General features: G+C 73.2%; 16 protein-coding genes. 8 read left to right on the plus strand and 8 right to left on the minus strand.

Translation table 11 applies throughout. The features are described 5' to 3' along the window. The first annotated feature begins 65 nt into the window (after positions 1-65). Both ABWI07_RS30165 and ABWI07_RS30170 read left to right on the plus strand, forming a co-directional pair. The gene (locus tag ABWI07_RS30165; protein ID WP_353820594.1) at positions 66-1,418 is read left to right on the plus strand and encodes a sensor histidine kinase; all 1,353 of its coding nucleotides are present in this window, start codon (positions 66-68) and stop codon (positions 1,416-1,418) included. Beyond that, a complete protein-coding gene (locus ABWI07_RS30170) occupies positions 1,415-2,059 on the plus strand; it encodes a response regulator (protein ID WP_353820595.1) in 645 nt (214 codons plus the stop codon). The genes ABWI07_RS30165 and ABWI07_RS30170 overlap by 4 nt, the downstream gene beginning before the upstream one ends. 11 nt (positions 2,060-2,070) lie before the next feature. Here the strand turns inward: ABWI07_RS30170 and ABWI07_RS30175 are convergent, their stop codons facing one another. Next, complete coding sequence (locus ABWI07_RS30175) at positions 2,071-2,613, minus strand: DUF1707 SHOCT-like domain-containing protein (RefSeq protein ID WP_353820596.1); 543 nt, start codon at positions 2,611-2,613, stop codon at positions 2,071-2,073. A gap of 2 nt (positions 2,614-2,615) precedes the next feature. Continuing rightward, positions 2,616-3,260 carry a PadR family transcriptional regulator gene (locus tag ABWI07_RS30180; protein WP_353820597.1) on the minus strand — a complete coding sequence of 215 codons (645 nt, stop codon included), beginning with the start codon at positions 3,258-3,260 and terminating at the stop codon, positions 2,616-2,618. 214 nt (positions 3,261-3,474) lie between these two features. On the opposite strand from ABWI07_RS30180, the gene ABWI07_RS30185 reads away from it, so the two are divergent. Continuing rightward, complete coding sequence (locus ABWI07_RS30185; RefSeq protein ID WP_353820598.1) at positions 3,475-5,457, plus strand: bifunctional phosphatase PAP2/O-acyltransferase family protein; 1,983 nt, start codon at positions 3,475-3,477, stop codon at positions 5,455-5,457. Positions 5,458-5,597: 140 nt separating this feature from the next. Here ABWI07_RS30185 and hpnH read toward each other — a convergent pair whose 3' ends face one another. Genes hpnH through hpnC form a run of 6 tightly spaced genes read right to left on the minus strand, consistent with a single transcriptional unit; the run spans position 5,598 to position 12,709 of the window. Then, the gene (hpnH, locus tag ABWI07_RS30190; RefSeq protein ID WP_149264819.1) at positions 5,598-6,602 is read right to left on the minus strand and encodes an adenosyl-hopene transferase HpnH; all 1,005 of its coding nucleotides are present in this window, start codon (positions 6,600-6,602) and stop codon (positions 5,598-5,600) included. Then, positions 6,603-8,594 carry a squalene--hopene cyclase gene (gene shc, locus ABWI07_RS30195; RefSeq protein ID WP_235037435.1) on the minus strand — a complete coding sequence of 664 codons (1,992 nt, stop codon included), beginning with the start codon at positions 8,592-8,594 and terminating at the stop codon, positions 6,603-6,605. After that, a complete protein-coding gene (locus tag ABWI07_RS30200; protein ID WP_149264820.1) occupies positions 8,594-9,619 on the minus strand; it encodes a polyprenyl synthetase family protein in 1,026 nt (341 codons plus the stop codon). The genes shc and ABWI07_RS30200 overlap by 1 nt, the downstream gene beginning before the upstream one ends. Next, on the minus strand, positions 9,616-10,935 hold the full coding sequence (gene hpnE / locus ABWI07_RS30205) for a hydroxysqualene dehydroxylase HpnE (protein ID WP_200842448.1): 1,320 nt from the start codon (positions 10,933-10,935) through the stop codon (positions 9,616-9,618). The genes ABWI07_RS30200 and hpnE overlap by 4 nt, the downstream gene beginning before the upstream one ends. Beyond that, entirely contained in the window at positions 10,932-11,849 is a 918-nt protein-coding gene (hpnD, locus tag ABWI07_RS30210) for a presqualene diphosphate synthase HpnD (protein WP_149264821.1), read from the minus strand. Before hpnD ends, hpnE begins: the two co-directional genes overlap by 4 nt. Further along, the gene (hpnC, locus tag ABWI07_RS30215; protein WP_353820599.1) at positions 11,846-12,709 is read right to left on the minus strand and encodes a squalene synthase HpnC; all 864 of its coding nucleotides are present in this window, start codon (positions 12,707-12,709) and stop codon (positions 11,846-11,848) included. Before hpnC ends, hpnD begins: the two co-directional genes overlap by 4 nt. A gap of 134 nt (positions 12,710-12,843) precedes the next feature. Here hpnC and ABWI07_RS30220 point away from each other — a divergent pair, with 134 nt between their 5' ends. The 5 genes from ABWI07_RS30220 (at position 12,844) to ABWI07_RS30240 (ending at position 19,169) form a co-directional block, all read left to right on the plus strand. After that, the gene (locus ABWI07_RS30220; RefSeq protein ID WP_353820600.1) at positions 12,844-13,827 is read left to right on the plus strand and encodes a DUF2804 domain-containing protein; all 984 of its coding nucleotides are present in this window, start codon (positions 12,844-12,846) and stop codon (positions 13,825-13,827) included. 309 nt (positions 13,828-14,136) lie between these two features. Further along, a complete protein-coding gene (locus tag ABWI07_RS30225) occupies positions 14,137-15,684 on the plus strand; it encodes a carboxylesterase/lipase family protein (protein ID WP_353820601.1) in 1,548 nt (515 codons plus the stop codon). 224 nt (positions 15,685-15,908) lie between these two features. Beyond that, entirely contained in the window at positions 15,909-16,127 is a 219-nt protein-coding gene (locus ABWI07_RS30230; RefSeq protein WP_149264825.1) for a hypothetical protein, read from the plus strand. Between the two features lie 697 nt (positions 16,128-16,824). Next, positions 16,825-18,393, plus strand: coding sequence for an HNH endonuclease signature motif containing protein (locus ABWI07_RS30235; RefSeq protein WP_353820602.1), 1,569 nt, complete (start codon positions 16,825-16,827; stop codon positions 18,391-18,393). Between the two features lie 80 nt (positions 18,394-18,473). Further along, positions 18,474-19,169 (plus strand): hypothetical protein, encoded by a 696-nt coding sequence (locus ABWI07_RS30240; RefSeq protein WP_149264827.1) that lies wholly within the window; start codon positions 18,474-18,476, stop codon positions 19,167-19,169. Positions 19,170-19,204: the final 35 nt, after the last annotated feature.

A 19,204-nucleotide genomic window follows, 5' to 3' on the forward strand; every position in this document is an offset into this window, starting at 1 on the left:
AAAGGCCCGCAGGACGCGACTTTCGTAGGGGTGGCGGGCCGGGCGGGGGTGCGTACGGTATGGGCATGAGCGCAGCGGACCGCGGGGAGCGGGAGGACGGCCGCCCGCGGCGGGGACGGGTCCGCCTGCCCTCACCGCGTCCCGTCCTGGCACGGCTCCTGCCGCCCGGACGGCGCCGCGACCGCGTCGCGGACACGGTGGCGGTGCTGGCCGGGGCGGCGCTCTGCGTGAGCGTCGCCACGGACCCGGCGGGGATCGTCCGCCCGTACGGCGGCGCGTCGGCCGCGCTTCTCATGGCGCCCGCCGCCGCGCTGATGCTCCGGCGGCGCCTGCCGATGACCGTCGCCTGGCTCACCGCCGGATTCGCCGGCCTGGTGTGGGTCGTGGAGCTGATCGCCCCCGGCGCGCTGCTGAGGGTGGACGCCGACCACGCGCTCGCCCCCGTGCCCTGGTGGCCGCCGACCGCGCCGCTCGCCGCCTACGCGGTGATGGCGTTCCCCCGCGACGCGGCCCGCCCCGCCTGGCTCCGCGCCCTGCCGGTCGCCGCGATGCTCGTTCCGATCGTCCGCCTCCAGGACGTCCTGCCCGAGGCGTCCCTGCGCTCGATACCCGCGCAGGACACCGGGAGCGTCGAGGGGATCGTCTTCCGCAGCGTCGCCGTAGTGGTCGGCGGGGCGCTCCTCGGCCTGTACGCCGCCGCGCGGCGCCGCGTCCTGCAGGGCCTGACCGAGCGGGCGGAGCGGGCCGAGCGGGAACGGCACCTGCTGGCCGAGCGCGCCCGCGCCGAGGAGCGCGCCCGCCTCGCCGCCGAGATGCACGACGTCGTCGCGCACCGGGTGACGCTGATGGTGCTGCAGGCGGGGGCGCTGCGCGTCCGGGCGCGGGACGAGCCGACCCGCGCGGCCGCCGAGGAGCTGCGCGGCACCGGGTGCCAGGCCCTGGAGGAGCTGCGCGACGTGATCGGCCTGCTGCGCCGCGACCCCGGGGAGGCGCCCGTCCCCTCGTCCGCGCCGCTGCCCGACCTGTCCGCGCTGGTCGCCGACTCGGCGGCGGTCGGCGTCCCCGTCGAGCTGGCCGAGCACGGCGACCCGCCGTCCGCCTCGCCCGCCGTCGGGCGCACCGCGTACCGGATCGTCCAGGAGGCGCTGACGAACGCCCGCAAGCACGCGCCGGGCGCCGCCGTCCGGGTGGACGTCCGCTACCGGACGGACGGGGTGACCCTGACCGTCCGCAACGCCGCCCCGTCCCGCGAACCGGACGCCGAGCTGGCCGCCAGCGGATCCGGGACGGGCCTGGCGGGGCTCCGCGAGCGCGTCGAGCTGCTCGGCGGGACGTTCGCGGCCGGGCCCCACCTGGGCGGGTTCCGCGTCGAGGCGTCCCTTCCCGCCTACCTCCCACTCGCCGGGCCCGTCCCGTGATCACGGTGCTGCTGGTCGACGACGAGCCGATGGTGTGCGCGCACCTGCGCACGATCCTCGGCGCGGCGGACGACGTCCGGGTGGTGGGGGAGGCGCACGACGGGGCGGCGGGCGTCGAGGCCGTCGTCCGGTACCGGCCGCACGTCGTGCTCATGGACCTGCGGATGCCGGGCGTGGACGGCCTCGCCGCGATCGAGCGGATCGCCGCGCTGCGCTCGCCGCCCGTGGTCGTCGCGCTGACCACGTTCGACGCCGACGAGTACGTCATCCGGGCGCTGCGGGCGGGCGCGGCGGGGTTCCTGCTGAAGTCGACGCCGCCCGAGGACCTCGTGAAGCTCGTCCGGGTCGCCGCCGACGGGCACACGGTCATGTCGGCCGCCGCGACGATGCGGCTGCTCGGCACGGCCGATGCCCGCGCGTCCGGCCGCGACCGGACGCGCGCCCTCGTCGGCGGGCTCACCGGGCGGGAGACGCAGGTGCTGGCCTGCCTCGGCGAGGGCCTGTCCAACGCGCAGATCGCGGGACGCCTCCACCTCAGCGAGGCCACCGTCAAGGGCCACGTCTCCCGGCTGCTGGACAAGCTCGGGTGCGCCAACCGCACCCAGGCCGGCCTCCTGGCCCGGGACGCCGGCCTGGGCTGAGCCGTCCCGGGTCAGGAGCCCGGGGCGTGGCGGCGGGATCGGCGGATGCCGAAGGCCATCAGGACCGCGCGGAGGATCCAGACGGCCAGGGCGATCTGCAGGGCGACGAGGAGGCCCGTGCCCGGCCCGGCGGTGAAGGCGAGCACCAGGAACACCGCGAACACGACCGGGAACGCCGGGAAGAGCGGCCCGGGCCGGTGGCGGCGGGCCATGTGGTGCTGGCGGCGGGCCATATGCCGCTGATGGCGGTGCCAGGCGGGGTGCCCCGGGCCGCCGAACATGACCGCCATGCCCGGCTCCCACGCGTGCCCGGGCTCCCACGGCGCTTCCCTCCGGGGTTCGGGCAGCCCCGTCGGGGACGGCAGGTCCCGGACGATGGCGCGCAGGTCGCCGCGCGTTCTGGCGCTCAGCACGGCCTCCAGCCGCTCGTCGAGCTCGGCGCGGTCGAGCCTGCCCTCGGCGAAGTGGTCGTGCAGGGCGACCATGACGGCGTCCCGCTCGGCGTCGCCGATGCGGAGCGCGTCGTGCATGGCCGTCTCGTCGTGCCGGGCCATGATCACTCCTCGGTGTCGTCGGCCGTCGGCCCCGGGTCGCCGAGGTCGTCGGCCAGGATGCGGTACAGGCTGCGCCGGGTCTCCGACAGGACGTCCTTGGCCTGGGCGACCTGCTCCGGCGAGCCGGAGTGGACGATCTGCATCACCGCGGCGCCCGTCTGCGCGGCCTGCTTGAACAGCTCGGGGACGCCCTCGCCGAACTCGGGCGTCATCTCCGCCCACGGCTCGGCGAGCCGGTCGGCGTTCTCCTCGACGTGGGCGCGGCCCTCGTCGGTGAGGTGGAAGGTGCGGCGGCCGCCGGCCTCGTCGCCGACGATCAGCCCCTCGTCCGCGAGCTGCTGCAGCGCCGGGTAGACCGCGCCGGGGCTCGGCTTCCAGGCCCCGTCGCTGCGCTCGTTGATCTCCTGGATGATCTGGTAGCCGTTGCGCGGCTCCTCGGCCAGCAGCACGAGGATCGCCGCCCGGACGTTCCCCTTGCGCGCCTTGGCGCCCCGGCCCCACGGCCCGCCGCGCCCGCGCGCCCACGGCGGGCGCGGACCGGGCCCGTGCCCGAACCCGCCGGGCGGGCCGAAGGGGCCCGGCCCGCCGCCGAACAGGGCGCCGAAGTTCGGGAAGTCACCGCGGCCCCAGGGACCGCGACCGTGCATGTGCCCCATGTTCTGCACCACCTTCTGAGAGCTCTCTCTGACCTCTCGCGATACGACAACGATATATCGAAGACGTACGGATCGGCCAGATGGTTCCCCGATTTCCGGCACGATCCGGCGAGTCCGCCGGAACCGGCCGGAGCGGGTCTCCGAATGCCGGGCGCGGGGCCGTCTGAGGCGGCGCGTGTCTGGGTACCACCGTGGCGAGGGGACGATGGGCACACAGGAAGCGGTCGCCGCGCAGGACGCGGCCTTCACCCCGGGCGTCACGGGTACCAGGCTCCGCGCCGGGAACGAGCTCGTGCTCGGCCTGGCGCTTTTCGCGCTCTACGCACTGGTGGCGATCCTTCCCGAGCAGGCGAGGGCGACCGCGGCCCGCGGGCACGGGGAGTCGCTGTACGCCCTGGAGCGCGCCCTCCACCTCGACGTGGAGCCGACCCTCAACGGCTGGCTGGCGGGGCAGCCGGTCCTGCGGGTCCTGGCCAACTACGAGTACGCCATCACCTACGTCGCCAGCGCGCTCGCCCTGCTGGTGTGGCTGTATCTGCGCCACCCCGAGCGGTACCGCACGGCCCGCAACGCCTTCGTCATGCTCAACCTCGCCGGCCTCGCGTGCTTCGCGCTCTACCCCGTCATGCCGCCCAGGCTGATGCACACCGATCTCGGCTTCGTCGACACCGTCGCCAACGGCCGCACCTGGGGGTCGTGGGGTTCCCCGCTGGTCAAGCACGCCGACGAGTTCGCCGCCGTCCCGTCCCTGCACATGGCCTGGACGCTGTGGGTCGGCGTCGAGCTCGCACGGGTGAAGGCCAAGCGCTGGGTGCAGGGGCTGAACACCGTGCACATCCTGGTCACCCTCTACGTCATCCTGGCGACCGCGAACCACTACCTGCTGGACGCCGTGGCGGCGATCCCGTTCGTCGTCGTGCCCGTCTACCTCGCCGAGCGCCGCGCGGCCCCGCCCGCGGGGCGCGTCCAGGGCCCGGACGCGTTCTTCCTCGCGGTGGAGACGCCCGAGGCGCCCCAGCAGGCCGGCGGCGTCATCATGCTCGACACCTCGCGGGCCGGCGTCGGCCGCGCCGACCTCGTCCGGGTGATCGAGGAGCGCCTCGACGGGCTGCCCCGCTTCCGGCAGCGGCTCGTCCGGCGGGGGCGCTGGCGCCGTCCCGTCTGGCGCGACCAGGACCGGGTCGACTGGGAGTGGCACGTCGCCGAGAAGCAGGTGGACGGCATGGACGGGCTGCGCGCCGAGGTGGCCCGGCTCCAGTCCGAGATGCTGCCGCTGGACCGCCCGCCCTGGCGGATGGTCGTGCTCAAGGGCGCCGAGCCCGGCCGCACGGCGGTCGCCTACATGATGCATCACGTGGTCGCCGACGGCGTCGGCATCGTGGCGCAGGCCGTCCACCTGATGGAGCCGCCGCCCGAGCCGGTCGCCGCGCCTCCCCGGGCGCCGTTCCGCAAGGCGCTCGCCACCGTGGTGGGCGTCGGCCAGCTAGCCACCGCCGTCGGCAGGCCCGAGCCGCTGCCCGCCTCCGGGACCAGCGAGCGCCGGTTCGGCACCATGGTCCTGCCGCTCGGCATGGTCCGGGACGTGGCCCGCCGCTACGGCACACGGGTCACCGACGTCGTGCTGTGCGCGGTCGCGGGCGCCCTGAACCGCAGCGTCAGCGAGGAGGACGGCCGGCCCGGCACGTGCCGCGTCGCGGTCCCGCTGATGATGCGGCCCCCGGGCAGCGCGATGGTGGGCAACCACACCACCGCCGTCATGGTGGACCTGCCGATCGGGAAGATGACCGAGACCGAGCGGCTCGCGCTGATCGCCGAGCGCGGCCGGGTGCTGCGCTCCGGGACGCGGGCCCAGGCGGCGTGGTTCGTCATGTGGCAGGCCGGACGGCTGATGCCGCCCCCGCTGCACGCCCGCTTCGCGCGCATGTCCTACAGCGGCCGGTTCCTGCAGGGCACCGTGTCCAGCCTTCCCGGGCCCGACGCGCAACTGCGGCTGTGCGGCGCCCCGATCACCGCCGTGTACCCGATCGTCCCGCTCGCCCCCGGCACGCCCCTGGCGATCGCCGGGCTCGGCGTCAACGGCGACCTGTGCTTCGGCCTCTCGGTCGACCCCGGCCTGACGGAGGACGCCGACGCCCTGATGGACGCCGTCCACGACGTGATCGAGGAGCTCCGGGAAGGCCCCGCCTGATCACACGCCCGGCCTGGTCAGAAGCCCGGCCTGATCACACGTCCGGCCTGATCACACGTCCGGCCTGCTCACACGCCCGGCCTGATCACACGTCCCGCCTGATCACACGTCCCGCCTGCTCAGAAGCCGGGCGGGCCTGATCACACGCTTCGCACGGCGCGCAGCGACTCCTTGAGCGAGCCCATCGTCGCGAACACGGCGGTGGGCTCGTAGCCGCAGTGCGCCATGCAGTTCGCGCACCGGTCGTCGCGGCCCCGCCCGTAGGCGTCCCAGTCGGTCTCCTCCAGGAGCTCCTGGTAGGTCGCGGCGTAGCCGTCGTCCATCAGGTAGCAGGGCCGCTGCCAGCCCTTCAGCGAGTACGACGGGATGGCCCACGCCGTGCACGGGAAGTCGACCTTCCCTTCGAGGAAGTCCAGGAACATCGGCGAGTGGTTGAACCGCCACCGCTTGCGCCGGCCGTCGGCGAACGCCTTGCGGAACAGGCTCCGGGTCTCCTGCACGCCGAGGAAGTGGTCCTGGTCGGGCGCCTTCTCGTACGCGTACGCGGGCGAGATCATCATCTGGTCGACGCGCAGCTCGTCGTTGAGGTAGTCGAGGACGTCGATCACGGTCTGCGGGGTGTCGGTGTTGAACACCGTCGTGTTCGTCGTGACCCGGAACCCGCGCTCCTGGCACATCCTGATCGCGTCCACCGCCTGGTCGAACACGCCCTCCTTGCAGACGGACGCGTCGTGCCGCTCGCGCAGCCCGTCGATGTGCACCGCCCAGGCGAAGTAGCGCGACGGCCGGAACTGATCGATCTTCTTGGGGATCAGCGCGGCGTTCGTGCACAGGAACACGTACCGCCTCATCCGGACCAGCTCGGCGACCAGCTCGCCGATCCGCGGATGCATCAGCGGCTCGCCGCCCGCGATCGACACCATCGGGGCGCCGCACTCGCGGACCGCCGCGACCGCCTGCTCGACCGGCATCCGCTGCTTGAGCACGTCCGCCGGATGCTGGATCTTCCCGCAGCCCGCGCACGCCAGATTGCACGCGAACAGCGGCTCCAGCTCCATGATCAGGGGATACTTCGTCCGCCCCGCGAGCCTGTTGCGCAGCACGTAGCCGCCGACGCGCAGGCTCTGGCGCAGTGGCATCGCCATTTAGGAGATCTCCTTCAGGTACCGGCCGAGCGCCGAGAGCGGGAACACGATCCGGTACAGGTGGTAGTTGATGTAGAAGTCGCCCGGGAACCCGGTGCCGGTGAAGTGGTCCTCGTCCCAGGTCCCGTCCGCGCGCTGGTGCTCCACGAGCCAGCGGACCCCGCGCTCGACGGCCGGTCCGCGCTCCCCGGCTGCCAGCAGGGCGAGCAGCGCCCACGCGGTCTGCGACGGCGTCGAGACGCCGTGGCCGATCCACGTCCGGTCCCGGTAGGAGCGCAGGTCCTCGCCCCAGCCGCCGTCGTCGCGCTGGTGGCGCTCCAGCCAGCCGACCGCGTCGCGGATCGCCCGCTTGCCCGGCCGGACGCCCGCCGCGATGAGCGCGGGCACGACGCAGCCCGTCCCGTACACGTGGTTGGCGCCCCAGCGGCCGAACCACGACCCGTCCGGCTCCTGCGCCTTCAGCAGCCACACGACGGCCCGCTTGACCACCGGGGAGTCGGCCATGCCGCGGTGCGACATCGCCTCCACGACGTGCGCGGTGACGTCCGCGGACGGCGGGTCGATCACTTCGCCGAAGTCGCAGAACGGCAGCCGGCGGCACAGGGCGCGGGTGTTGTCGGCGTCGAACGCGCCGAACCCGCCGTCCCGGGAGGCCATCCCCGCCATCCAGCGCAGCCCCCGCTCGATCGCCGGCCCGGCCGCCAGGTGCCGGACGCGGCCGAGCGCGAGGATCACCTCGGCGGTGTCGTCGGTGTCGGGGTAGCAGTCGTTGTCGAACTCGAACGCCCAGCCGCCCGGAGGCAGGTCGGGACGCCGCACCGACCAGTCGCCGGGCCCCTTCACCTCCTCGCGGATCAGCCATTCGGCGGCCCGCTCCAGGGCCGGATGCCCGGCGGGCACGCCCGCGTCGGCCAGCGCGTTCATCGCGAGGGCGGTGTCCCAGACGGGGGACTGGCAGGCCTCCAGCCGCCGGCCCCCGGCGTCCCGGATCGTGAACCGCTCCAGCCCGTCCAGGCCCCGCCGGACGATCGGGTGGTCGAGGCCGTAGCCCAGCAGGTGCAGCGCGAGCAGCGAGTACACCCAGGGCGGCTGGATCCCGCCCCAGGACCCGTCCCGCTCCTGCCGCGCGATGATCCACTCGGCGGCGCGGCGCAGGGCGGCCCTGCGCAGCCCCTTCGCCGGGCGCCGCTCGTACACGTGCAGGGCCTTGTCGAGCGCCCCGAACGCCGCGTCCCAACCGGACAGGCCCTGCCCGCCGTCATGGGGGACGTCGTAGTCGGGGTACAGCTCGTCCAGCGCGAACGGCAGCGGCCGGACGGGACGCAGCGCGGCCACCACCGTCAGCGGGACGATCGTCTGCCGCGCCCAGCACGCCCAGTCGTAGACGTTCAGCGGGAACCAGCGCGGCAGCAGCACCATCTCCGGCGGCAGCGCCGGCAGCTCCTCCCACGGCCAGCGGCCGAACATCGCCAGCCAGAACCGCGTGAAGACGCGCGTCGCCGGGATGCCGCCCCCGCTGCGTACGAAGGCCGCGGCGCGGACCATGTGGCCCTCGTCCGGCCGGTCTCCCGCGAGCCGCAGCGCGACGTAGGCCTCCACGGTCGTGGACAGGTCCGGCGGGCCGTCGTGGAAGTTCGCCCAGGTGCCGTCGGCGGACTGCTGCGACCTGATCCAGCGCGCGGCCTCGAAGGTGTCCGCCTCGTCGCGGATGCCGAGGAACTCGCGCAGCAGCAGGTCCTCGGCGTCCATCGTCACGTTGGTCTGGAGCTCGCCCTTCCACCAGCCCTCGGGCGACTGGAGGCGGAGCAGGTGGTCGCGAGCGGCCGCCAGCGCCTCGGCCGCCGTCCTGAGCCTGCCCGGCCCACCGGCGTCCGGCGCCGGTGCGGGCATCGCCTCTGCGGCGGGCGGCGTCTCCGTGGCGGGTGCCGGTGCTGTGGCGGGTGCCGGTGCTGTGGCGGGCACCGGTTCTGTGGCGGGCTCTGTGGTCGTCATCAGTGGTCCCGGCGGGTGACGAAGTCGGCGATGTGCAGGAACTCGGTGCGGACGGGGTCCGGCAGCCGCGCGGCGAGCAGGTGCTCGGCGGCGCGCTGGATGCGGCTCTCGGCCTCCATCTCGGCCCACGCGCGCCCGCCCGCCGCCTCCACCAGCGCGGCGGCCTCGGCCAGTTCCTCCTCGGCGGGCTCCTCGTCGGCCGGAAGGGGCCGCGCGTACAGCTCGGCCAGCCGCGCCGCCTCCGGGGTCCCGGAGTTCAGCGCGGCGACGACCGGCAGCGACATCTTGCGGGACCGCAGGTCCGACTGGGCGGGCTTGCCGGTGGCCGCCGGGTCGCCCCAGATGCCCAGCAGGTCGTCCACGAGCTGGAACGCGAGGCCGAGGTCCTCGCCGAACGCCTCCAGCGCCGTGCACAGCCGATCCGACGCCCCGTCCAGGACGGCCCCGATCGAGCACGAGCACGCGAGCAGCGCGGCGGTCTTGCCGGACGCCATCGCGACGCACTCGTCCACGCTGATCTGCCTGCGCGTCTCGAAGTCCATGTCGAGGGACTGCCCGGCGACCAGGCGGCGGACGGCTCCGGCGAGCGCGCGCGCCGCCCGCGCCGAGCCCTGGCCGGGCGCCTCCAGCAGGACCTCGCCCGCGAGCGCGAGGAGCGCGTCGCCGGCGAGGATCGCGGACGCCTCGCCGAACACGGTCCACGCCGCCGGGCGGTGCCTGCGCGTCCGGTCGCGGTCCATGATGTCGTCGTGCAGGAGCGAGAACGCGTGGGCCAGCTCGACGGCGACGGCGCCCGGCAGCCCGCTCTCCGGGGGCGCCAGGGCGGCGCGCGCGGACAGCAGCGCCAGCGCCGGGCGCAGCGCCTTGCCCGCCGGCGCCTTGCGGGGGCGGCCCTCCTCGTCGGTCCAGCCGAGGTGGTAGGCCGCGACCCGGTAGGTGCGCGGGTCGAGCCGCCCGACCGCGGCGCGCAGCGCGCCGTCGACCAGCTCACGGACATCGGTCAGCGAAACGGGCACGGCCGTCATCGGTCCTTCACCTTCTCCAGGTGGCGGCGGACCAGGCGGGCGGCGGTGAGACCGCTGCGCACTGCTCCCTCCATGGTGTCGGGCCAGCCCGTGTCGGTCCACGCGCCGGCCAGGTACAGGCCCGGCGCGCGCGTCGCCGCGCCCGGCCGGGCGGCTCCGCTGCCGGGGCGCTGCCGGAACGTCGCGCGCCGCTCCCGCGTCACGAACACCTCCCGGACCTCCGCGCCCCACGCGGCGGGCAGCAGCCGCCGCAGCTCCGGGAGGAACCGGGAGCGCAGCTCGGCGGTCGGCATGTCGATCCACCGGTCGGCGGCCGACAGCGAGACCGCGAGGTACTGGCCGCGGCGCAGCCCGCTCACCGCCGTCCGGTCGAACACCCACTGGACGGGCGAGCCGACGGCGGCGGCGAACGGCGCGTCCATGACCGTGCGGTCGTAGACGACGTGCACGTTCACGATCGGGCTGGCGTCCAGCTCGGGCCAGCGCAGCGGGTCGGGCAGCGCCTCGATCGGCAGCAGCCGCGCCGCCGCCTCGTGCGGCACCGCCATGATCACCGCGTCCGCCGCGATCGGCGCCCCGTCCACGACCACCTTCGGGTCGGCGGTGACCGCCTCGACCCTCGCCTTCAGCCGGACGGTCCCGCCCATCTCCGCGATGCGCCGCAGCGCCGGGCCGCCGTGCAGCTCCTCCAGCGGGACGAGCGGCAGCCCGATGTCGGCCGCGTCGGGGCGTCCGAACAGGGCCCGGCGGCACACCATCGCCGACAGCCCGAGCGCGGCGTCGTCCACCTCGGCGTTCAGCGCGGACGTGAGGAACAGCCCCCACAGCGCCTCCCGCGCCCACGGCCGCTGCCCGCGCAGCGCCAGCCACGCCCCGGCGGAGACCTGGTCGAGCGCCGGGTCGTCGGGGTCGAGGCGCCGCAGGGCCGCGGCGGCGCGCACGGCCCGCAGCCGGTCGGCGGCCGGCAGCGGCGCGTACCGGGCCAGCGCGGGCAGCAGGTGCAGCGGGCTCGGCAGGCCCGACCTGCGCAGCCGCGCCGGCGGGGCGCCCGCGCGCAGGACGGGGACGTCGAACCGGTCCTGCACGTCGACGAGGTGGTCGGCGCGCAGCCGGTGCAGCAGCCCCTGGTAGGCGGTGCAGCACCGCAGGAACACGTGCTGGCCGTTGTCGACGCTCAGCTCGCCCCGTCCGAACGAGTGCGTGGCGCCGCCCAGCCACGGCCGGGACTCCAGGAGCGTGACCGGCACGCCCGACTCCTGGAGCGCGATGGCCGCGCTGATGCCCGCGAGCCCCCCGCCCACGATGACGACGCTCACCGCTCCACCCCCGACAGCGCGCGCGCCGCCACCACGGCCTTCTGCCAAGTCGGCAGCGACATCCGCGCGTTCAGCGCGATCTGCGGGCTCGCGGCGATGCTCTCCAGGAGCCGCCGGTAGATGCCGGCCATCGCCGCCGTGCACGCCGCGCTGCGCCGGTCCAGCAGCGGCAGCAGCCGCAGGCCCTCGGCGTACCAGGCCCGTGCCCGCTCCGCCTGGAAGCCGATCAGCTCGCCCAGCCGCCACGGCGGGTCGACGAACGCGCCCGACTCGTCCAGCTGCAGCGTGCAGCCGAACCGTGCGAGGTCCTCGGCCGGGATGTAGATCCGCCCGGCCAGCCGGTCCTCGCGCAGGTCGCGCAGGATGTTGGTGAGCTGCAGCGCGACGCCGAGCGAGTCGGCGAGGCCCTCGGCCCGCTGCCGGCCCTCGGCCCCGAACACCCCGAGCGACAGCCGCCCGACCGAGCCCGCGACCCGCTGGCAGTAGCGCAGCAGGTCGTCGAAGGTCTCGTAGTCGGCGCCGCGCACGTCGTCCTCGCAGCCGTCGATCAGCTCCTCGAACGCCTCCAGGGGGATCGGGAAGCGGCTCGCCGCGTCCGCCAGCGCGGTCAGCACCGGATGCCCCTCCAGCGCCCGGACGTCCACGCGCCGCCGCAGCACCTCCTGCACGGTCGTCAGCCGCTGCCGCGACCGGTCCAGCAGGTCGAGCCGCACGCACGCCGGCTCAGGGCCGTCGCCGATGTCGTCGATGCCGCGCGCGAACGCGTAGACGGCGCTCATCGCCCGCCGCTTCGGCGCCGGCATCAGCCGGATCCCGTAGGAGAAGTTGCGCGCCTCCTCGCGCACCACCCGCTCGCAGTGCCGGTACGCCTCGACAACCCGGTCGGAACGCTCGCACGCCTCCGAAACCGTCATCGCCCCCTCCTTCCAAGGGCCCGCGCCCACCCGGCCGGCAGCGTGGCCCGCCGTGGACGCAGCGCATGCGCGAGCACGTCGTACCGCCCGCGTTCCAGAGCCGACAGCGCCCCGCGCCCGCCGGCCACGTAGCCCGCCACGGCGATGCGCGCCCATCCCGTCAGGCCCGACATCAGGGGCACGGCGCCGCCGTCCAGCAGTTCGCGGGCGCGGCCTGCCTGCAGCGCCAGAACGCCGCGCAGCCGGGTCGGCGTCACCGGCCGCGCGAGGTCCTCCTCGGCGCAGCCGAACCGGCGCAGGTCCTCGCCGGGCAGGTAGATCCGGCCGGCGCGGTAGTCCTGCCCGGCGTCCTGGACGTGCTCGATGATCTGCAGCGCCGCGCAGACGTCGTCGGACGCGGCCGCCAGCCCTGGCGTGTACGCGCCGAACAGGTGCAGGACGATGCGTCCCACCGGCGCGGCGGACAGCGCGCAGTACCCCTTGAGGTCGGCGAACGTCTCGTACCGGTGGACGGTCTGGTCCTGCCGGTTCGCCTGCACGAGGTCGCGGAACGGGTCCTCTGGGAGCCGGTAGGCGTGCACCGTCCCCGCGAGCCTCCGAAGCTGCGGCAGGACGGGCGTCCGCCCGGCGAAGACGCGGTCCAGGTCGTCGTCCACGAGGCCGAGCAGCTTGGACCGCTGCTCCGGCGGCGCCTCGTCGCCGATGTCGTCGACGAGCCGCGCGAAGCCGTAGACGGCCCGCAGGGCGGCGCGGTGCCGGGCGGGCAGGACCCGCGCCGCCACCGGGAAGTTCTCCCGCGCGGCGAGCCGGTCCAGCGCACGGTCGTGCTCCTCGGCGCTCCAGGGCGGTTCAATGATCACCTAGAGGACATCGACCGGTCCGGCACGAGAGAAACTCTGGCCGAGGTATGGGCTTGTTTAAACGGCGGCGTGTCCGGGGCTGAACCGTTCCGGGGGACGCGGGGCCGCGCGGGCCCGCTCGGTAGCCTCGGGGCATGCCGACCCATGAGCGCGAGATCACCGAGCCCGTCGACCTGTGCACGCCGGACGGACGCCTCGACCCCGCGGCGGTCGGCTGGACCCGCCGCCCGCTGCACCGCGCGAACCTGCGCGGCTGGGGGCGGGCCAAGCGCTGGGAGTACTGGGGCATCGTCACCCCGCGGCACATCGTCGGGCTGGTCGCCTCGTCGCTCGACTACGCCGCGGTCCACGGCGTGTACGTGCTGGACCGCGCGACCGGCGAGGAGACCTCCAGGGACGGCGTGGTCCCGTTCGCGCGCGGCGCGGTGTTCCCCGACCGCAGCGGCGAGGGGGAGGCGTCGGTGCGCGGGGCGGGGTTCGCGGTCGGCGTCCGGCAGGACCCGTCCGGCTCGCGCGTGCGGGCGCTCGTCCCCGGACTGGTGGACCTGGACGTCCGGATCCCGCTGCCGGACGGCCACGAGTCGCTCGGCGTGGTGGTCCCCTGGAGCGACCGGCGGTTCCAGTACACGGTCAAGGACCTCGGGCGCCCCGTCCGGGGGCGGCTGCGGCTCCCGTCCGGCGACCACGAGATCGGGGAGGGCGCCTTCGCCGTCCTCGACCACGGGCGCGGCAAGTGGCCGTACCGGATGACGTGGAACTGGGCGGCGGCGTGCGGGCCCGGCCTGGCTCTCCAGTTCGGCGGCAAGTGGACCGACGGCACGGGCATGACGGAGAACGCGCTGTTCGTGGACGGCCGGCTCCACAAGATCGGCGAGGAGCTCGACTGGTCGTACGACCGCGCCGACTGGCTGCGCCCGTGGACGATCCGCGGGCCGCGCGTCGAGGTCGAGTTCCGGCCGTTCCATGAGAAGGCCACGCGTACCGAGTTGGGCGTCGTCGGTACCGAGACGCATCAGTGCTTCGGGCACTTCAGCGGACGCGTCCAGAGCGACGACGGCACGTGGATCGACGTGGACGGCCTCACAGGGTGGGCCGAGGAGGCGCGTCAGCGCTGGTGAGCCGCGCGTTCACCGATGGTGCCGGGTCCTCGGGATTCTGAACGGCGCCGTCCTTCGTTGTCACGGGCGGACAACGAAATCACCACATACTGGACGATTTGCCGGTCGCGCGCTTGCCTCCCTTTCCGGATCAAGTTCTCCTTTTGATCAGGAAGATCGGGGATCTGGTCCGGCGGACCGGGTTCTCGGGGACCCGGTTCTCGGCGACCGGGTTTCCGGGGCCCTGCTTCGGCGGACCGGGCATCGGGGGTGTCGGAAAGAGTCGCGCTGAAAGGGGACCCTGTGAGGCTCAGAACCATTCCGCTACTCGTGGCCGCCCTCGTTTTCGGAGGTGCGGCTCCAGCGGCGGCCCAGCACCGGGCACCGGATTCGTCCGCCGTCGTCCGCACCGACCTCGGGCCGGTGCGAGGCCTGGTCAAAGACGGCTACCGGCTGTTCCAAGGCATTCCCTATGCCGCACCGCCGACCGGGGGCCTGCGCTTCAGGCCACCGCAGCCGGCGCGCGCGTGGAAGGGCGTTTACGACGCCACTTCCCCGCGCGGCCAATGCGCGCAACTCCCCGCCCCCTATGGCGGCGAGACGAGCTACGAAGAAGACTGCCTCCATCTGAACGTCACCACACCGGATCGCGCGAATCGCCGGCACGGACTGCCCGTAATGGTGTGGGTGCACGGCGGCGGTAACACGACCGGCACCGCGAGCATCCACAACGCCGCCAAACTGGCCGTGAACGGCGGCGTCGTGGTCGTCACGATCAACTACCGCCTCGGCCCGCTCGGCTGGCTCGCGGACCCGTCCCTGGAGACCGGCGCAGACCGCGGCCACCAGGCGGGCAACTACGGCCTGCTCGACCAGCAGGCCGCCCTGCGCTGGGTGCGGCGCAACGCCGAGACCTTCGGCGGGGACCCCGGGAACGTCACGCTGTTCGGCGAGTCCGCCGGTGGCGCGGACACCTGCGCCAACCTCGCCTCGCCCACGGCCGCGGGGCTGTTCCACAAGGTCATCGCGCAGAGCTACACCTGTACCGCACCCGTCCGCACCGAGGCCTCGGCCGAGGCCGAAGGGGCGGCGATCGGCAAGGCCATGGGGTGCGACAAGGGCTCGGCCCCGGCCGATGCCGCGTGCCTGCGCGCGCTGCCCGTCAAGACGCTGCTGGAGACCTTCGAGGCCAAGGCGACGGAAGTGGGCCCTGTCGCGGGCGGCGACCGCGTCCTGCCGCTGGAGCCCGCGCAGGCGATCGAACGGGGCCGCATCAACCGGGTACCGGTGATGCACGGCAACACGCTGGACGAGATGCGCCTGTTCGTCTCCCTCGGCTTCCCGAACCCGATCACCGCGGCGGAGTACGAGGATTTCGTCCGCTCCACCTACGGCGCCGACGCGGACAAGATCCTGGCCCGCTACCCGGCGGCGGACTACCCCGAACCCAGGCTCGCGCTGGCGGCGCTCCAGACCGATTCCAACGAACTGGTGTCGGCCTGCGCGCACCAGGACGCGTTCCGCCTGCTCAAGCGTGCGGGCGTCCCGGTGTACGCGTACCAGTTCGCCGACCGCGGCGCTCCACCGCTGCTCGACGTCCCCGGCTTCGAGGAGGGGGCCGAGCACACGAGCGAGCTGACCTACCTGTTCCCCGGCCTGTACGGCGACCTGAAGCCGCCGCAGGAGCGGCTCTCCGACGCCATGGTGGGCTACTGGACGTCCTTCGCCCGCAACGGCAGGCCGATGGCGCGCCAAGCCCCTGACTGGCCCCGTTTCCGTTCGCCGGACGACGTCCTGTACCTGGCGCCCGGTTCCGGCGGCATCCACCCGACCGACACCACCGAGACCAGCAACTGTTCCTTCTGGAACTCTCTCTGACGGGACCGAGACCGGGACCGGGGCTGGGACCCGGGGCTGGGGCCGGGACCGGGAGCGGGGGCGGCATGGCGGAAGATGACCATGCGGAGACCCCGTTCTCGGCAGGAATCCATGATCCAAAACGGGTGTCATTGGACCTCTTGCGCGAACTGGATCTTGAGCGCATCGTGGACCCATCGCGCCGAAGATCATTTCGGCCGCCCCCCAGAGGGAGGAGGATGCATATGCGCCTTCGCAGGTCAGCCGTCGGCGTCGGGCTCGCCGTCGCTGCGGTCTGCGGCATGAGCGTGCCCGCCCATGCCGCCGACTGGAAGTCCTACGGCCGCTACACCAGCAAGTCCAAGTGCATCGACGCCGGGCAGCAGTACGTGCGTGAGGGGTTCAACTCCTACAAGTGCACGCAGGACCTCGGCTACCCGCCGTGGATCCTCTGGCTCAAGTAGAGCAACGCAGCATGAGGGCGGGTGCGGCCGGAACCCCTTCCGGCCGCACCCGTCTCTGTTGCGCCGGGCAAATGGGGGCCGGGTTGCGGGGCTCGGCGGGGTCTAATCATGGGTTGCCGTCGGGGACGGCTCACCAATCCAGGAGAATGCCGTATCCCTTTTGGGTCGCCTCTTGCAGTGCGTTCACTCGATCACCCAGCCAATGCCCATGGTCTCCCTCGATCTCTTGATGTGAACCATTTTGCCGTTGATCGTCGCTTGGTGTGACGTGGGGGCCTGTGGTGGTCTCTCTGTGGCACGTTCCTTTGAGGCCGGGTGCGTGGCTGGCGTCTCTTTTCTCTCGGTATTGGTGTGGTGCTGGTGGGTCGGTGGCTGAGGTGCCTTCCGTAGGTTGTCTCGCTTTTTTGTCTTGCTGCCGGTTGCTGTCACGTTGGTTGCGGTCGTTGGGGTGAGGTCGGGTTTTGTCGTGATGGTCTGTGCGTGGTTTCTGCTCTTGCCGCGCTGCGCGCGGCTGGTAGGCGCCTAGGTGGCGGCTGGTGGGGCGGTTCTCTGAAGGTGGCTGTGGTGCTTCTTGTTGATTAAAGAAAGTCGGAGAAAAGATGTGATGATGGCGTGGCATGTCTGAATTGGCGCAAGCTGTTGAGGTGAATGTGGCATAAAATTGGGGTGGGGATTAAGGGGGTGAGGTTTCGTGTTGATGTCCGCCGCGACGGTCGAGCATGAGCGGGAATGGGACGAGCGGGTGGGGTGCCTGCCGGTCGTGCGGCTCTCTGGCCAAAAGGAGCGGCTGGCCGATCTCGCCGATGACGAGCTGCTCGAAGTCGCCAAAGCCGCTCGGCGGCATGCTTCGTGGGCGCAGGCGCGGGAACTGGCCGCCATCGCCGAACTCCACCGGCGCCGCACGGACGCGGAAAGCGACGACCAGCTCGACCACCGCTTCCTGTCCGCGCACGAGTCGGTCATCGAAGAGGTCGCCGTCGCTTTGACGGTCACCGGCAACGCCGCCGCCACCCTTGTGCACCTGGCCGACCGTCTCACCGGGCCCTTGGCCGCGACCGGCGCGGCACTCGAAGCCGGACGGATCGACCTGGCCAAAGCCCGCGTCATCTGCGACACCACCGACGGCCTTCCCGGCCAGGTCGCCGATTTGGTCGAAGCCGCCGCGCTGGAGAAGGCGTCCGACCAGACCACCGGCCAGTTGCGCCGCCGTATCAAGCGCATCGCCCAACGGCTGGCTCCCGAGTCGATCGAGGAACGCAAACGGGAGGCTGTGCGCAGGCGACGGATGGAACTGTGGGAGAACCCGTCCGGTACCGCTGATCTGGCGTTGTGCGATCTGGCCGTCGAAGACGCCCACGCCGTCTACAACAAGATCACCGCCGCCGCCCTCGGCCTGAAGGCCGAGGGCGACCCCCGCCCGCTCAGCGCCATTCGCGCCGACCTGGCCCTCCAACTGCTCCACGGCACCGACCTCCCCGAAGCCATCCGAGCCGTCCTCACCCAGGCCTGCACCGCCCCCCAGTCTCCCGCCCCCGACCCCGTTGCCACCGCTGCCGCCGGGGCCACTGGCGTTCAGGTCGGTGGCACTGAGGTCGGCGGCGTTCAGGGCACTGGGACCGAGTCCGCTGGCACCGAGTCCGCTGGCGGTCAGGTCACCGGCGGTCAGGTCAGTGGCATTGAGGGCAGCGGTGCCGAGGTCACTGGCTCCGGTGTCACCGGTGCGGGGATTGTCCGCGCCAGGGCCGGTTCCACCGGCTACGCCGTTCGCAGTGCTTCCGCCTGTCTGGACGACGACGATGGCGGTGTGGATGCGGCGGTCGCCTCATTGGCCGGGGTCGTCGGGGGGCTTCTGGCCGATGCCAGTGAGCGCGCTCGGCCCGAGGACAGGCGCGCCGCTGTCGGAGGGGCCGCGCAACGCATCCACCATCGGCTGGCCGAGGCTCGTGACATGGCCTGCCAAGGTGATCAGCCGAGCCACGGACGGCCCGGCTACCGGCCGCCTGCCCAGGTGCGCCGAGAGGTCGAGGCTCGCCACGAGACCTGCGTGTTCCCCACCTGCAACCAGCCGTCGCACCGCTGCGACCTCGACCACACCGTGCCGTGGCGGCCCGGCATCACCTGCCGCTGCAACCTGGCCCCGCTCTGCAGACGCCACCACAGGCTCAAGCAGCGTCACGACTGGAAGCTCTTCCAGATCTGGCCCGGTCTGCTGATCTGGGTCACTCCCTCCGGTGCCTGGCGCATCGTCCGCCCCGACCGGCAGTGAGCCGCCGCGCCGCAACGATGAGACGGCCCCGGAGGGAAGGGCCAGGGTCGCATGTCGGGCGCGACTGTTTGAATGCGGCCATGACCGCCGCAGATCTCGCCCAGCGTCTCCCGTCCATCGCTACCGTCCGGGCGCTGAGCCAGTCCTTCGCCGTCCTGGACGCGATCCTGAGCCCGGAAGGCTACGCCACCTACACCTTCGATGGCCGGTGGGCCGAGGGCCAGGAACTCGCCTCGATGGACAACGGAAGCGGCGACGAGTACTCGATCGTCTTCACCCCCGCCGGCGCCTTCATCCGCGGGTTCGACCACGAGTCGCAGATGAGTCCGTATGCCGACGACGACTACGAGCTCTGGCCCGGCCTGGTCGAGTCGGTCCCGGAGCAGTTCGCCGCCCAAGTCACCGAACCGGCTTTCTGCCATGACGGGGGCGCAGGACCGTTTCTGACGGCGACCGTCTGCCTGTGGCGCCTGAACGACGATCCGGCCTGGAGGACCGGGGACATCGAGTACCCGCCACAGGAGGGGCGGAGCGGGGCCCCCGACGGATCGGACTGGCTGTTCGACCTCCTGGCCAAGGGCACTCCCGAGGCCTACTGCGCCTACGCCACCGACTACTTCGAGGTCTCCCTCGACCCGGCCGCCGTCAGGGAGATCTTCGAACACCGGCCCGTGACCGCCGACCTCGTCCGGCGGCTCAACCCGGACACCGACCTCACCTCCCTGACCGAAACGCTCGACAACGTCGGCTACCCCTTCACCGCAGAGAACGCATAGCCAGCGGGACCTCTCCGGTCGCACCCGTTCCTGTT

Origin of the sequence: Actinomadura sp. NPDC000600 (assembly GCF_040492135.1) — a bacterium.
Classification (GTDB): domain Bacteria; phylum Actinomycetota; class Actinomycetes; order Streptosporangiales; family Streptosporangiaceae; genus Spirillospora.